This is a genomic window from Salmonella sp. SAL04213 (genome assembly GCF_046550535.1).
Classification (GTDB): domain Bacteria; phylum Pseudomonadota; class Gammaproteobacteria; order Enterobacterales; family Enterobacteriaceae; genus Salmonella; species Salmonella enterica.
The window spans coordinates 23,474-39,137 of record NZ_JBGDXS010000014.1 but is presented as its reverse complement, the minus strand read 5'-3'; the positions used below and the strand labels follow the sequence as shown (position 1 = coordinate 39,137).

Here is a 15,664-nt window from a genome sequence, read left to right as displayed (position 1 = left end):
CCTGAATTAACCGTAACGACCGGTGATATAGTCTTCTGTTTGTTTCTTCGCGGGCTTGGTGAACAGATCGTCCGTGTTGCTGAACTCAATCAACTCGCCCAGGTACATAAACGCCGTATGATCGGAACAACGTGCCGCCTGCTGCATGTTGTGGGTCACGATCACCACGGTGTAATCCTGTTTCAGCTCGGTGATCAGCTCTTCGATACGCCCGGTAGAGATCGGGTCCAGAGCTGAACATGGCTCATCCAGCAGCAACACTTCCGGGCGAATGGCGATACCGCGCGCAATGCACAGACGCTGCTGCTGACCACCGGAGAGAGAGTACCCGCTCTGGTGCAATTTATCTTTGGTTTCGTTCCATAATGCGGCTTTGGTCAACGCCCACTGCACGCGCTCGTCCATATCGGCACGAGACAGCTTCTCAAACAGACGCACGCCAAAGGCGATATTGTCATAGATGGACATCGGGAACGGCGTCGGCTTCTGGAATACCATCCCCACTTTTGCGCGCAGCAGCGCGATATCCTGGGTGTTGGTGAGAATATTGTCGCCATCCAGCAGAATTTCACCTTCCGCGCGCTGCTCCGGATAAAGCGAGTACATTTTATTGAAGGTACGCAGTAGCGTTGATTTACCGCAGCCGGATGGCCCGATAAATGCCGTTACCTGATTCTTCGCGATATCCAGATTAATGTTCTTCAGGGCATGGAATTTGCCGTAGTAGAAGTTCAAATCACGAACCTGAATCTTACTCGGGGCAGTTTCAACCATACTCATTTCACTCTTTTCCTCATCCAGCGCCGCATCCGCCACGCCGTAAAATAATGCCTGATGGCGCTACGCTTATCAGGCCTACAATGTCTTTAACCGTGTTTTTTCTTCGCGAAAACAACACGCGCCAGAATATTCAGCAGCAGTACGCACAGGGTAATAATCAGCACGCCCGCCCAGGCTAATTGTTGCCATTCGGCAAACGGGCTCATCGCGAATTTAAAAATGGTCACCGGCAGGTTGGCGATCGGCTGCATCATGTCGGTGCTCCAGAACTGGTTGGAGAGCGCGGTAAACAACAATGGCGCCGTTTCGCCGGCGATACGCGCAATAGCCAGCAGGATACCGGTCATAATGCCGGAGATAGAGGCTTTCAGCGTAATCGCGGAGATCATCTTCCACTTCGGCGTACCCAGCGCATAAGCGGCTTCACGCAGGCTATCCGGCACCAGCTTGAGCATGTTTTCAGTGGTACGGATAACGATCGGTACCTGCAACAGCGCCAGCGCAATCACCCCAGCCCAACCGGAGAAGTGCTGCATCTGCGCCACCACGATGGTGTAAACAAACAGCCCCACAACAATTGACGGCGCGGAAAGCAGAATGTCGTTAATAAAACGAATGATTTCCGCCAGCCAGGATTTACGGCCATACTCGGCCAGGTAAATACCCGCCATAATTCCCAGCGGCGTACCCAATACGGTAGCCCAGAGAATCAACAATCCACTCCCCGCCAGGGCGTTCGCCAGCCCGCCGCCCGCCGTGTTCGGCGGCGGCGTCATTTCGGTAAACAGCGCCAGCGACATCCCGTCGATACCACGGGTGATGGTGGACATCAAAATCCAGATCAGCCAGAACAGGCCAAATGCCATCGTCGCCATTGAGAGCGTTAGTGCGATACGGTTCTTCATGCGGCGACGCGCCTGCATCTTGCGACGGGATTCCGCGAGCTGCGCGGTGTTCTGCATATCAAGCGTAGCCATTAACGTGCTCCCTCGTTCTTCGCCAGACGCATAATCATGAATTTAGACGCCGCCAGGACGATAAAGGTGATCACAAACAGGATCAGCCCCAGCTCCATCAACGCTGCCACGTGCAGACCCGATTCCGCCTCAGCGAATTCGTTCGCCAGCGCGGAAGTGATGCTGTTGCCCGGCATATACAGCGACGCGCTGTCGAGCTGGTAGGTATTGCCGATGATAAAAGTGACCGCCATCGTTTCACCCAGAGCACGGCCCAGCCCCAGCATAATGCCGCCGATCACGCCATTTTTGGTGAACGGTAGCACGATGCGCCAGATAACTTCCCAGGTAGTACAGCCTATACCGTAAGCGGACTCTTTCATCATTACCGGCGTTTGCTCGAAGACGTCGCGCATAACCGCCGCAATGTAGGGAATGATCATGATGGCGAGGATGACGCCCGCCGCCAGAATGCCGATACCAAACGCCGGGCCGGAGAACAGCGCGCCGACAAACGGAATGTTGGAAAGAATATTGCCGACCGGCTCCTGGAAGTACGTCGCAAACAGCGGCGCGAAGATAAACAGCCCCCACATGCCGTACACGATACTGGGGATCGCCGCCAGCAGCTCAATGGCGATGCCGAGCGGACGCTTTAGCCAGCCTGGCGCCAGCTCGGTTAAAAACAGGGCAATGCCGAAACTGACCGGAACGGCGATCAGCAGTGCGATAAAGGAGGTCACCAGCGTGCCGTAAATGGGCACCAGCGCGCCGTAGATATCGTTTGGCGCGTCCCATTCCTTAGTCCAAAGAAATGAGAAACCAAATTTCTGAATACTTGGCCAGGAGGAGATGATCAATGAGACGATAATACCGCCTAACATCAATAGCACAATCAGCGCAGCCAGTTTTACCAGCGCGCTGAAAATCATGTCGCCTTTTTTACCCGGCGGGTTAAAAGCAGGCTTGGTTGCAGCCATAAATTACTCTTTCCATTAAACGCGTTTTACGACGTTGCCCCTGCCGGATGGCGCTACGCTTATCCGGCCTACAACGTGGGCCTGCGGTCGAAACCGTAGGGCGGATAAGCGTAGCGCCATCCGCCAATTCGTTAATTAATACAGCGCCTTACCGTTGCTGTCTTTTATACTGGTCTTCCAGGCGGTACGAACCTGCTCAACAACGTTATCCGGCAGGCTGGCGTAGTCCAGATCATTCGCCTGCTTAGCGCCATTTTTGTAGGCCCAGTCGAAGAACTTCAGCACTTCAGCACCCTGCTCAGGTTTCTTCTGCGCTTTGTGGACCAGGATAAAGGTGGTGGAGGTGATTGGCCACACATCGTCACCTTTCTGGTTGGTCAGATCCTGCGCGAAGGTTTTGCTCCAGTCTGCGCCTTTCGCCGCATTAGAGAAGCTCTCTTCCGTCGGGCTTACCGGTTTGCCGTCGGCAGAAACCAGTTTGGTGTAGGCCAGGTTGTTCTGCTTGGCATACGCATACTCAACGTAGCCAATAGCGCCTGGCAGACGCTGTACAAATGCCGCGATGCCGTCGTTACCTTTACCGCCCAGACCGGTTGGCCAGTTCACGGTAGAACCCGCGCCCACTTTCGATTTCCACTCGTCGTTGACTTTCGCCAGGTAACTGGTGAACACGAAGGAAGTACCGGAACCGTCAGCGCGACGCACCACAGCGATGTTCTGAGAAGGCAGCTTCACGCCTGGGTTCAGTTTGGTGATGGCTTCATCATCCCACTTCTTGATTTTACCGAGGTAGATGTCACCCAGCGTTTTACCATCCAGCACCAGTTCGCCGGATTTGAGGCCTGGAATATTCACCGCCAGCACCACGCCGCCGATCACCGTCGGGAACTGGAACAGGCCTTCCTGATTCAGTTTTTCGTCAGACAGCGGCGCATCGGAAGCGCCAAAATCAACGGTATTCGCGGTGATTTGTTTCACGCCGCCGGAAGAGCCTATCCCCTGGTAATTGACTTTGTTACCGGTTTCTTTCTGGTAGGTATCCGCCCATTTGGCATACACCGGCGCAGGAAACGTTGCACCGGCACCTGTCAGGCTTGCTGCTGCAAAGGCAGAGAACGCGCTCATCGATAAGGTCGCGGCGACAACAGTTGCGACAGTGGTACGCATAACTTTCATAATGTCTCCTGCACGGTTTCGGTAAATCGTTGTTTGAGTTGCTACGATGAGCAAAATAGGACAAATTGATGACAGTTATATGTCTTGATTATGACGGTTTGATGACAATGGAAATAAAAAAGCTGGCCCGGGGAGACACCAGACCAGCCTGCAGGGGGAGATGAATTAAACTGTTTGCGCAACCGCAGACGGTTTCAACAGCGCGTACATCAGGCCGCAGACAATCGTGCCCAGGGCAATCGAGAGCAGGTACTGCATCACATGTTCTACCGCATGCGGGATCGCCAGGACAAAGAGACCACCGTGTGGTGCCATCAGTGTACAACCGAAATACATGGATAGTCCCCCGGCGATTGCGCCACCGACCATCGTGGAAGGGATGACGCGCATCGGATCACGCGCGGCGAAGGGAATCGCCCCTTCAGAGATAAAGCACAGCCCCAGGATAAAAGATGCATTACCCGCTTCATGCTCAGCGGCAGTGAATTTCGCTCTGGCCGCCCAGGTTGCGACGCCCATTCCTAATGCCGGTACCATCCCTGCCGCCATAATGGCCGCCATTGGCATATAAGAATGAGAAGCCAGTAAACCGACGCCGAAGGTATACGCAGCTTTATTCACCGGCCCACCAAGGTCAAAACCTTGCATTGCGCCCAGCAACATTCCCAGCAAGATAGCATTCGTAGAGGTCATATTCCCCAGGAACGTCGTCAGCCCTTCCATCACCGCAGAAACGGGGCCACCCACCACGTAAATCATGATTAGGCCGGTAATCAGCGTAGACAGTAGCGGCAGAACCAGCACAGGCTTAAGTGCTTCCATTGACGCCGGCAGCTTAATATTTTGCGCCAGAAACCGTACGCTGTAACCAGCCAGAAAACCGGCCACAATCCCTCCCAGGAAACCAGCGCCGCACTGGCTGGCCAACATCCCGCCAATAAGCCCCGGGGCCAGGCCCGGACGATCGGCAATTGAGAAGGCAATAAACCCAGCCAGTACCGGCACCATCAGCGCAAAGGCCGCCTTACCACCAATTTGAAATAGCGCAGCCGCCAGCGTGCCCGGCTCGTTGAAGGCCTGGATACCGAAGACAAAAGAGAGCGCGATACATAACCCTCCCGCCACCACCAAAGGAAGCATATGGGATACGCCGGTCATTAAATGCTTATAAACGCCGGGTAGCTCTGTTTTACCAGCTGAAGAAGAGCGCCCGGCACTCCCCTGATAGACCTCGGCGCTATTGAAAGCATTATCCATTTCCTGCGCACTCTTTTTTAGCGCCGCGCCGGTACTGGTGCGATAGAGTCTTTTGCCAACAAAGCCTGACAGATCCAGCTCAATATCCGCCGCGATAATCACCACATCCGCTTGCGCTATCTCTTCCGCGGTCAGCGTGTTCTTCGCCCCGACGGAACCGCGGGTTTCAACCTTGATCCAGTCACCACGCTTGCGGGCTTCAATTTCCAACGCTTCTGCCGCCATAAAGGTATGGGCGACGCCCGTCGGACAGGCCGTCACAGCAACAATTTTTTTAGTCATAGTAGGGTACCCTGTTCTTTTAATTTAAAGAAAAAGCGGGAAAAAATGTTACAGGCGTGACCAGGCCGCTGCTTTCTGGAACAGCGCGTCATCCGGGCGAATCCCGGTATAAAGGACAAATTGCTCCACGGCCTGAATAGCAAACACTTCGGAACCGGTAATCACGGTTTTACCGCGTTCACGGGCGTAGCGGATCAGCGGCGTGACGGGCGGTAGCGCCACCACATCAAAGATAACGCTCGCCTTATCCACTTCCTGTTCGGAATAAGAGAGTTTGTCGGCATCATTACCGCCAGCCATTCCGATAGGCGTGGCGTTAATTAACAAATCAGCTTCAATACCGTCGGTATCCGGGCGCCATTCATAGCCATAGAGTTCGGCCAGTTGTTTACCTGACGCTTCATCAATCGCGACAATATAACCACGGGTAAACCCCGCATCCTTCAGCGCGCAGGCCACCGCCTTTGCCATACCACCGCTGCCACGCAAAGCAAACACCAGGTCGGGAGAGACCTTGTAATTCGCCAGCAAGCGAGCTATTGCAATGTAATCGGTGTTGTACGCCTTCAGATGGCCATTGGTATTCACAATGGTATTAACTGAGTGAATGGCCTGAGCAGAAGCATCCAGTTCATCCACCAGCGGAATGCAGGCTTCTTTAAACGGCATAGAGATCGCGCACCCACGGATCCCCAGACCGCGCACGCCGCTAATGGCCTGCGTAAGATCGGTCGGCGAGAAAGCTTTGTAGAGATAATTGAGATCCAGCGCTTCGTACAGATAGTTGTGAAAGCGTGTACCGAAGTTACTTGGGCGTGCCGCCAGGGACATGCAGACCTGAGTGTCTTTATTAATGCGCTTTGTCATGATGAATCCTCATAGAAGTTGCGATAGAGAAAATCATCGGCTAAAAAGGGGATATTAAAAATTGCTCATTCCCGTTCGGGAAATTTCATCTTTTATGGCAACCCGGCACACTGAACAAAAATACTTAAAGCTACTCCAGCACTATGGCGATAAGCCCGTTAGCGTGACGCTACAGGAGCTGGCGGATGTGTTGTTCTGCACCCGGCGACATATGCGTAATCTGTTGCTTCAGATGCAGGAGGCAAAGTGGCTCATCTGGCAATCACAGGCCGGACGTGGGCATCGCGCCCGGCTTCACCTGCGCTATAAACCAGAACAGCTGTTAAGCGAAAAGGCGGAGCAGTTACTGGAGTCTGGTCATATTGATCAGGCCATTCAGCTGCTGGGTAAAAATAAGCACCAGGTGGCGCAACTGCTGCGTTCAAAGCTGGGCTATAGCGTGCGGGCAGACTATCAGCGGCTGTGCATCCCCTATTACCGGACAATGCCGTCGCTGTGCCCCGGCACGCCGTTGCGCCGCTCTGAGCAGCATCTGGTCAGGCAGATTTTTAGCGGCCTGACGCGCATAAATGAGGAAAAAGGTGAAGTCGAAGCCGATCTTGCCCACCACTGGCGGCAGATTGATCCGCTGCGCTGGCGTTTTTATCTGCGCCCCGCCGTCCTCTGGCATGATGGTCAGGAGCTGACGATCGACGCGGTTATCGCTTCACTGACCCGCAGCGCTAAGCTGCCGTTGTTCTCGCACTTGCAGACCATTCAGGCCACCGGGCCGCTGAGCCTTGAAATTACGCTGGCGCACCCGGATAACCGACTGCCGCTACTGCTCAGCCATATTGATGCCATGATCCTACCGCCTGACCATACACAACGCGCTGATTTCCCTGCACATCCTGTGGGGACTGGCCCTTATGAGGTGGTGGAAAACAATGGCTTTCATCTGCAAATGAAGGCCTTTGACCACTACTTTGGTCTGCGCGGGCTGCTGGATGAAGTGGAGGTCTTTATCTGGCCGAATTTAACGGAGACAGACAACCTGGCGGAATCGCTGTCGGATAACGACACGGCAGCCTGGCTCAGCTCTAGCCTGAGCGATGAGGATTACGTTTCCGGACGGCTTAGCCAGGTATCAGGCAAACCTTCTGACAACCTGCGCGAGATGTTTCTTGAGCGTGGAGGATATTTTTTATTATGCGACAGCCGCTCCCCGCACTGGCATACTGCCGAACATCGCCGCTGGCTACGGGAAACACTCAGCCCTTACGCCATACTCCAGCATCTGAGTGAGGCAATTCGCCCCTTCTGGGTACCGGGCGGCAGCCTGCTGTCCTCCTGGTTTCATACTATTGAGGCGGGCCCGGCCTGTTCACCTTTTATCTCGTCGTCGCCCTACGCGAAACTGCGTCTGGCCTATCACGATCAGCACCCTGAATTTCCAATGCTCCTGGATATCATGCAAGAGATCATGCGCCAGCAGGGCATTTTACTTGAGGGCGTTGAGCTGAATTATGATGACTGGGCGAATGGCAAAGCCAATGTGGATCTCTGGCTGGGGACAGTCAATTTCCCCATTCCCGAAGAGTGGAACGTCGGTACATGGCTACTGGGCTCCCCTTTACTGCGCCACGCCATCAGCGGTGGGGATGATGCGCTGCTGGCCCAATGGGAAACCCAGTGGCATGCCGAAACCATCAGCGCGGAACAACTGGTCAGGGAAACCACCCGTTCAGGCTGGCTACAGCCGCTTTTTCACCACTGGATGCGACTCAAAAGCCCCGACCGGGCCAGGGGGATCCACCTGAATAACCTGGGGTGGTTTGATTTCCGATCCACCTGGATTGAGCCAGGGCCTTAAAGAAGAGAATGTGACCGGGTGCCCGTAGCGCTGGCAGGCGTAGCACCTCTTAGTCGCTCTTCAGCCACCATAGAGAAAGAACAGCGCCTGTCACGGCGCACAAAAAAAGGCCGTCTGTCGACAGCCTTTTTTCTGGTACAACATTTGTACTTACTCTACCGTCACCGATTTCGCCAGGTTACGCGGCTGGTCAACGTCGGTGCCTTTAATCAGCGCCACGTGATACGCCAGCAGTTGCAGCGGAACGGTGTAGAAGATAGGCGCGATCACTTCTTCCACATGCGGCATCTCAATGATGTGCATGTTGTCGCTGCTCACAAAACCCGCATCCTGATCGGCGAAGACGTACAACTGACCGCCACGCGCGCGAACTTCTTCGATGTTGGATTTCAGTTTCTCCAGCAGTTCGTTGTTCGGCGCCACCACAATCACCGGCATATCGGCATCAATCAGCGCCAACGGCCCGTGTTTCAGCTCGCCTGCAGCATAGGCTTCCGCGTGAATGTAAGAGATCTCTTTCAGCTTCAGCGCGCCTTCGAGCGCAATCGGATATTGATCGCCACGACCGAGGAATAGCGCGTGATGCTTGTCGGAGAAATCTTCTGCAAGCAGCTCGATGCGTTTGTCCTGCGACAGCATCTGCTCAATACGGCTCGGCAGCGCCTGTAGGCCATGCACGATATCATGCTCAATGGACGCATCCAGACCTTTCAGACGCGCCAGTTTCGCCACCAGCATCAACAGCACGGTTAACTGGGTGGTGAAGGCTTTGGTAGATGCTACGCCAATTTCCGTACCCGCGTTGGTCATCAGCGCCAGATCGGATTCACGCACCAGCGAAGAGCCCGGCACGTTACAAATTGCCAGAGAGCCCAAATATCCCAGCTCTTTCGACAGACGCAGGCCAGCCAAGGTATCTGCCGTTTCGCCAGACTGTGACAGGGTGATCATCAGGCTGTTACGGCGCACGGCAGATTTGCGATAGCGGAATTCAGAGGCGATTTCAACGTCGCACGGAATACCTGCCAGCGATTCAAACCAGTAACGGGAAACCATACCGGAGTTGTAAGACGTACCGCAGGCGAGGATCTGAATATGCTCAACCTTCGACAGCAGTTCGTCGGCGTTCGGTCCCAGCTCGCTTAAATCCACCTTACCGTGGCTGATGCGCCCGGTAAGGGTGTTTTTAATCGCGTTCGGCTGTTCGTAGATCTCTTTCTGCATGTAGTGGCGGTAAATACCTTTATCGCCCGCGTCATATTGCAGATTGGATTCGATATCCTGACGTTTTACTTCCGCGCCGGTGTTATCGAAGATATTTACCGAACGGCGAGTGATTTCAGCGATATCGCCCTCTTCAAGGAAGATAAAGCGACGAGTCACTGGCAACAGCGCCAGCTGGTCAGAAGCGATAAAGTTTTCGCCCATACCCAGGCCAATCACCAGCGGGCTACCAGAACGTGCCGCCAGTAGGGTATCCGGGTGACGGGTATCCATGATCACTGTACCGTACGCACCACGCAGTTGCGGGATCGCACGCAGAACAGCCTCACGCAGAGTACCGCCCTGTTTCAGTTCCCAGTTTACCAGGTGTGCAATCACTTCGGTGTCGGTTTCAGAAACGAAGGTATAGCCACGCGCTTTTAACGCTTCACGCAGCGGTTCATGGTTTTCGATGATACCGTTATGCACCACCACAATGTGTTCAGAAACATGCGGATGCGCGTTAGCTTCTGAAGGTTCACCGTGCGTCGCCCAACGAGTGTGAGCAATACCGGTGCCGCCATGCAGAGGATGTTCTTCCGCTGCCTGAGCCAGCATCTGGACTTTACCGAGGCGACGCAGGCGGGTCATATGACCTTCTGCATCAACCACGGCCAGACCGGCAGAGTCATATCCGCGGTATTCCAGACGACGTAAACCTTCGAGAAGGATTTCAGCTACATCACGCTGCGCGATAGCGCCAACAATTCCACACATAGTTTTATTTCCTGATTATGGCATTACGCCATGCGTTGTCGCTGACCTGTATGCCCGTCGTTGCGGGCGCCCCGAGCCTTGTAGAGAGTGGGGTTATTTTTATAAGTACTGCTCATGGAGCGGAGGATTATTTTATCCTCTCATCTCCGGTCTGCCGGATGGCGCTGACGCTTATCCGGCTTACAAAATCACTTTTTCTTCACCGGACGCTGCCAGCCTTGCTTATGCACCTGCGGCACGCGGCTTAATACCAGTTCATTGTCAGCTACGTTACGGGTGACAGTAGTCCCTGCGGCGATGGTGGCCCCTTTACCAACAGTAACCGGCGCCACCAGTTGGGTATCGGAGCCGACAAACACATCGTCGCCAATAACCGTTTTGAATTTGTTCGCGCCATCATAGTTACAGGTGATGGTCCCCGCGCCGATATTCACGTTGTCGCCAATTTCCGCATCGCCCAGGTAGGTCAGATGACCGGCCTTCGAGCCTTTACCGAGACGCGCTTTTTTCATCTCAACGAAATTGCCGACGTGAGCGCCCGCTAACAGCTCCGCGCCGGGACGCAGGCGAGCAAACGGGCCGATGGTGCAGGCCGCTTCCAGATGCGCATCTTCCACCACGCTGTATGGGCTAATTTCGCAGTCATCGCCAATAACGCTGTTTTTAATAATGCAGCCCGCGCCGATCTTCACGCGGTGACCGAGCGTTACATAACCTTCGATGATAACGTTAGCGTCAATTTCCACATCCATTCCACAATGAAGGGTGCCGCGGAGATCAAAACGTGCCGGATCGCGCAACATAACGCCGGATAACAGCAGTTTCTCCGCCTGTTCGGCCTGGTAAATACGCTCCAGACGAGAAAGCTGTAGACGGTTATTCACGCCGTCCGTTTCGCTGATACGAGCCGGATGCACCGCGGCGATTTCCCGTCCTTCCTGATAAGCCAGCGCGATGATATCTGTGATGTAATATTCACCCTGCGCATTATTGTTAGTCAGCTTAGACAACCAGCGTTTCAGGTCCGCGCCGTTGGCGATCAGAATACCGGTGTTAATTTCCTGGATCTGACGCTGTTCATCAGTGGCGTCTTTATGTTCAACGATGCCGGTCACTTTACCATTTTCACGCGTAATACGGCCATAGCCGCTCGGATCGTCCAGCTTCACGGTTAATAACCCAATACCACCCTGCGGTTTGGCATCGCGCAGGCGCTGTAAGGTTTCAACCGAAATCAGCGGCACGTCGCCGTAAAGCATTAAAATATCTTCATCGTCGCTAAAGAAGGGCGCAGCCTGCTGCATTGCGTGACCTGTTCCCAACTGTTCCGCCTGAAGCACCCAGTTCAGCTTGTCATCTTTCAGGGTCTGTTTTAACAACTCGCCACCGTGGCCATAGACCAGATGAACCTGTGCGGCCCCTAATTTAGTAGCTGCATCAATGACATGCTGCACCATGGGTTTACCCGCCAGCGTGTGCAGCACTTTAGGAATATCGGAATACATGCGCGTGCCTTTACCTGCGGCAAGGATCACTACGCTCATAGCACTATTTAACATACGCGTCCTGACTGTAATTTGAGAACGAATTTATACTGTTTCACTTTGAAAATACTACATTTTTTTCATCGTAAAATGGAAGAAGGATAAAACGCTCACCGGGATAAAATCCCCGCCTGCTAATGAATCATTTTCGTTCATTACCGCGCCTCTTGTCTCCTGAAAAGTAAAAACACCCGCGTATTGGCAACGTAGTCCGATGTTTTTGCTGTTTTTTTACTCCATAAATAAAGAAGATAACGTAATAAAGCGCAGGGGAGTCAGAAAAGCAAAAACCAGCGACAGAGGCCGCTGGTTTTCCGTTGCGCGTATTTTTTACTTAATTACGCGACATAAAAATCCGCAAAATATACCAGAACATGGTCGCGATAGAAGCAAACAGATGTAATGCCGCGCCAGCAGGGCGATCGGTAGGGTAATGGTGAATAATGTTAGAAGTATCGTAAAGTATAAACCCGGCGCACAGCAGTACCATCAGCGCAGAAAACCAGACGCCCAGCGAGAAGCCGCAGATGACGCTGGCAATAATCGCGCCAAAAGCAATGAACCCAGCCATAGTCAGAAACGAGCGCAGAAAAGAAAAGTCTTTTTTTATAGAAAAAGCGGTAAACGTCAGGCCGCCGACCAGCAACAGAGTCGTTATTGCCGCCGCGCCAATGCTCGACGGGTTAATATACGCCGCCACCGTTAACAGGGGGGCAAAAATCAGGGATTCTGCCAACACATAAATCCCCAGCCCGATAAGTTGCGTTTGATTATTCCCCGCATTATCCGCCAGACGGGTCGCCAGCATTCCCACCAGCATAAAAGCGCCGAGAACAACCAACCAGCTATATCTTCCACCAGCCAGCAGCACATCAAGCGCATACTCCCCGACCCCTATAAAACTCCACGCCGCGCTCAATACGATAAAACCGACGATGGCGACGGCGAGATGAAGATAAGCACGACGAATAAAGGTAGTACGATCAATCCTTGAGTCGGGTTGTGGACCCGCAAAGGATGGCTGAAATGACATAGTAATAATCCCTCATTTTATGCAATAAAAACGCATCCATTCCTTCCTTCTTCGCACAATGTGCAGATGCCAATGCCAGAAAGAAGGATTTAATGAAAACAGCGCTGTCGCTGAAAACGCGTCGCCTTCAGCCGCTTGTTTTTGTCGTTGCTAGTTTATCGAATAAAAATTGAGAGGATAAAAAAAAACCAGTCCGCAATCAGACTGGTTTTATGCTTTCAAGCCGGTGTTACATCGCTTTTTTGGTCAACTCGATAACGCGCAGTTTAGCGATCGCTTTGGCCAGTTCCGCAGACGCCTGAGCGTAATCCACGTCACCGTGCGAGCTCTTAATGTGCTCTTCGGCTTTACGCTTCGCTTCCAGGGCTCGCGCTTCGTCGAGATCCTGACCGCGAATCGCGGTATCCGCCAGAACGGTCACGCTGCCAGGCTGCACTTCCAGAATGCCGCCGGACAGATAGATAAACTCTTCATGACCGTGCTGCTTAACGATGCGAATCATACCAGGCTTAATGGCGGTGAGCAGCGGCGCGTGCCCCGGGTAAATCCCCAGTTCGCCTTCGCTACCCGTAACCTGGATTTTCTCGACCAGACCGGAGAACATTTGTTGCTCCGCGCTGACGACATCCAGGTGGTAAGTCATTGCCATATCACCCTCCGATTAAGGCGTTAAAGTTTTTTGGCTTTTTCCACGGCTTCGTCGATGGAACCGACCATGTAGAACGCCTGCTCCGGCAGGTGATCGTATTCGCCTTCCATGATGCCTTTAAAGCCACGGATGGTGTCTTTCAGGGAGACGTATTTGCCCGGAGAACCGGTAAATACTTCCGCCACGAAGAACGGCTGGGACAGGAAGCGCTGAATTTTACGCGCGCGTGCTACCACCAGTTTATCTTCTTCAGACAGTTCATCCATACCGAGGATGGCGATGATGTCTTTCAGTTCCTGATAACGCTGCAGGATGGACTGAACGCCACGCGCGGTGTCGTAGTGTTCCTGACCAACAACCAGCGGATCCAGCTGACGGCTGGTAGAGTCCAGCGGGTCAACGGCCGGGTAGATACCCAGGGATGCGATCTGACGGCTCAGTACCACGGTTGCATCTAAGTGAGCAAAGGTGGTTGCTGGAGACGGGTCAGTCAAGTCATCCGCCGGTACGTATACCGCCTGTACGGAGGTGATAGAACCGGTTTTGGTGGAGGTGATACGTTCCTGCAGAACGCCCATCTCTTCCGCCAGAGTCGGCTGGTAACCTACTGCGGAAGGCATACGGCCCAGCAGTGCGGATACTTCCGTACCGGCAAGGGTGTAACGATAGATGTTATCGACGAACAGCAGTACGTCACGACCTTCGTCACGGAATTTCTCCGCCATGGTCAGGCCGGTCAGTGCAACGCGCAGACGGTTTCCCGGCGGCTCGTTCATCTGGCCATACACCAGGGAGACTTTATCGATAACGTTGGAGTCGGTCATTTCGTGGTAGAAGTCGTTACCCTCACGAGTACGTTCACCTACGCCCGCAAACACAGAGTAACCGGAGTGCTCGATCGCGATGTTACGAATAAGCTCCATCATGTTTACGGTTTTACCTACACCCGCACCACCGAACAGACCGACTTTACCGCCCTTCGCGAACGGACACATCAGGTCGATAACTTTGATACCGGTTTCCAGCAGTTCCTGAGAGTTTGACAACTCTTCGTAGGAAGGCGCTGCGCGGTGAATCGCCCAACGCTCTTCTTCGCCGATCTCGCCTTTCATGTCGACCGGTTCGCCCAGGACGTTCATGATACGACCCAGCGTGGCTTTACCTACCGGGACTTCGATCGGGTGTTCGAGATCTTTTACATCCAGACCGCGACGCAGACCGTCAGAAGACCCCATCGCGATGGTACGCACGATACCGCCGCCAAGCTGCTGCTGAACTTCCAGCACCAGCTTCTCATTACCATTCTGCACCTCAAGGGCATCGTACACGCGTGGTACGGCATCCTGAGGGAACTCGACGTCGACCACGGCGCCGATTACCTGGACAATCTTTCCAGTAGCCATCTTAAATCCTCTACGAAATAACCTGGTTAAACCGCGGCGGCCCCCGAGACGATCTCGGTGAGTTCCTGAGTAATGCTGGCCTGACGAGCTTTGTTGTATACCAACTGCAGCTCTTTAATCAGGCTGCCGCCATTATCGGTTGCGGCTTTCATCGCCACCATTCGTGCGGCCTGCTCGCTGGCCAGGTTTTCTACCACGCCCTGATAAACCTGAGACTCCACATAACGACGCAGGAGAGTATCCAGCAGCGCTTTCGGGTCTGGTTCATACAGGTAATCCCAGGCTTTACGCTTCAGATCATCATCTTCTGACGCCGGCAGCGGCAGCAGTTGAGTGATCGTCGGCACCTGAGACATGGTGTTAATAAATTTGTTGCTGACAATGTAAAGCTTGTCCAGACGGCCTTCGTCGTAGGCCTGCAACATCACTTTAACCGGACCGATCAGTTCGGACAGAGAAGGGTTATCCCCCATACCTGTCACCTGAGCGACAACGTTGCCGCCTACGGAATTAAAGAATGACACGCCCTTAGAGCCGATCATTGCGAGTTCGCACTGAACGCCTTTATCGGACCATGCCTTCATATCCGCCAGCAGCTTTTTGAACAGGTTAATGTTCAAGCCACCGCACAAACCACGGTCGGTCGACACTACCAGGTAGCCCACGCGTTTAACGTCGCGCTCTTCCAGGTAGGGGTGCTTATATTCCAGATTACCGTTCGCAAGGTGACCAATCACTTTGCGCATGGTCTCTGCATAAGGACGGCTGGCCGCCATGCGATCCTGCGATTTACGCATTTTGGAAGCGGCGACCATCTCCATCGCTTTAGTGATCTTTTGCGTGTTCTGGACGCTTGCGATCTTACTACGTATCTCTTTTGCGCCGGCCATGAGCTTCTCCTCAAT

Annotated in this window: 13 protein-coding genes; 1 reads left to right on the top strand and 12 read right to left on the bottom strand. The window is 53.6% G+C overall.

Annotation, left to right across the window (positions count from 1 at the left end; genetic code table 11):
* Positions 1–6 precede the first annotated feature (6 nt).
* The 6 genes from pstB to ACLJPQ_RS21205 all read right to left on the bottom strand — a co-directional run bounded on the left by pstB (position 7) and on the right by ACLJPQ_RS21205 (position 6,298).
* Positions 7–780 (bottom strand): phosphate ABC transporter ATP-binding protein PstB, encoded by a 774-nt coding sequence (pstB, locus tag ACLJPQ_RS21230; RefSeq protein ID WP_000063118.1) that lies wholly within the window; start codon positions 778–780, stop codon positions 7–9.
* Between the two features lie 86 nt (positions 781–866).
* Complete coding sequence (gene pstA, locus ACLJPQ_RS21225) at positions 867–1,757, bottom strand: phosphate ABC transporter permease PstA (protein WP_000212197.1); 891 nt, start codon at positions 1,755–1,757, stop codon at positions 867–869.
* On the bottom strand, positions 1,757–2,716 hold the full coding sequence (gene pstC / locus ACLJPQ_RS21220) for a phosphate ABC transporter permease PstC (RefSeq protein ID WP_000741630.1): 960 nt from the start codon (positions 2,714–2,716) through the stop codon (positions 1,757–1,759). Before pstC ends, pstA begins: the two co-directional genes overlap by 1 nt.
* A 135-nt stretch (positions 2,717–2,851) precedes the next feature.
* Positions 2,852–3,892 (bottom strand): phosphate ABC transporter substrate-binding protein PstS, encoded by a 1,041-nt coding sequence (gene pstS, locus ACLJPQ_RS21215; protein ID WP_000867131.1) that lies wholly within the window; start codon positions 3,890–3,892, stop codon positions 2,852–2,854.
* A gap of 165 nt (positions 3,893–4,057) precedes the next feature.
* Complete coding sequence (locus ACLJPQ_RS21210) at positions 4,058–5,431, bottom strand: fructose-specific PTS transporter subunit EIIC (protein WP_080184677.1); 1,374 nt, start codon at positions 5,429–5,431, stop codon at positions 4,058–4,060.
* A gap of 48 nt (positions 5,432–5,479) precedes the next feature.
* Positions 5,480–6,298, bottom strand: coding sequence for a shikimate 5-dehydrogenase (locus ACLJPQ_RS21205; RefSeq protein WP_000166709.1), 819 nt, complete (start codon positions 6,296–6,298; stop codon positions 5,480–5,482).
* A 94-nt stretch (positions 6,299–6,392) separates the two neighbouring features.
* Between ACLJPQ_RS21205 and ACLJPQ_RS21200 the strand changes: the two genes are divergently transcribed.
* Entirely contained in the window at positions 6,393–8,150 is a 1,758-nt protein-coding gene (locus ACLJPQ_RS21200) for an SgrR family transcriptional regulator (protein ID WP_076937702.1), read from the top strand.
* Between the two features lie 150 nt (positions 8,151–8,300).
* On the opposite strand, the gene glmS is transcribed toward ACLJPQ_RS21200, so the two are convergent.
* The 6 genes from glmS to atpG all read right to left on the bottom strand — a co-directional run bounded on the left by glmS (position 8,301) and on the right by atpG (position 15,649).
* On the bottom strand, positions 8,301–10,130 hold the full coding sequence (glmS, locus tag ACLJPQ_RS21195; protein ID WP_080184678.1) for a glutamine--fructose-6-phosphate transaminase (isomerizing): 1,830 nt from the start codon (positions 10,128–10,130) through the stop codon (positions 8,301–8,303).
* 188 nt (positions 10,131–10,318) lie between these two features.
* Positions 10,319–11,689 carry a bifunctional UDP-N-acetylglucosamine diphosphorylase/glucosamine-1-phosphate N-acetyltransferase GlmU gene (glmU, locus tag ACLJPQ_RS21190; protein WP_000934851.1) on the bottom strand — a complete coding sequence of 457 codons (1,371 nt, stop codon included), beginning with the start codon at positions 11,687–11,689 and terminating at the stop codon, positions 10,319–10,321.
* Positions 11,690–12,008: 319 nt separating this feature from the next.
* Complete coding sequence (locus ACLJPQ_RS21185; protein ID WP_000009904.1) at positions 12,009–12,707, bottom strand: Bax inhibitor-1 family protein; 699 nt, start codon at positions 12,705–12,707, stop codon at positions 12,009–12,011.
* Positions 12,708–12,936: 229 nt separating this feature from the next.
* Positions 12,937–13,356, bottom strand: a complete 420-nt coding sequence (locus tag ACLJPQ_RS21180) for a F0F1 ATP synthase subunit epsilon (protein WP_001251971.1) — start codon at positions 13,354–13,356, stop codon at positions 12,937–12,939.
* Positions 13,357–13,376: 20 nt separating this feature from the next.
* Complete coding sequence (gene atpD, locus ACLJPQ_RS21175; RefSeq protein ID WP_000190499.1) at positions 13,377–14,759, bottom strand: F0F1 ATP synthase subunit beta; 1,383 nt, start codon at positions 14,757–14,759, stop codon at positions 13,377–13,379.
* A 26-nt stretch (positions 14,760–14,785) separates the two neighbouring features.
* Complete coding sequence (gene atpG, locus ACLJPQ_RS21170) at positions 14,786–15,649, bottom strand: F0F1 ATP synthase subunit gamma (RefSeq protein ID WP_000896506.1); 864 nt, start codon at positions 15,647–15,649, stop codon at positions 14,786–14,788.
* Positions 15,650–15,664: the final 15 nt, after the last annotated feature.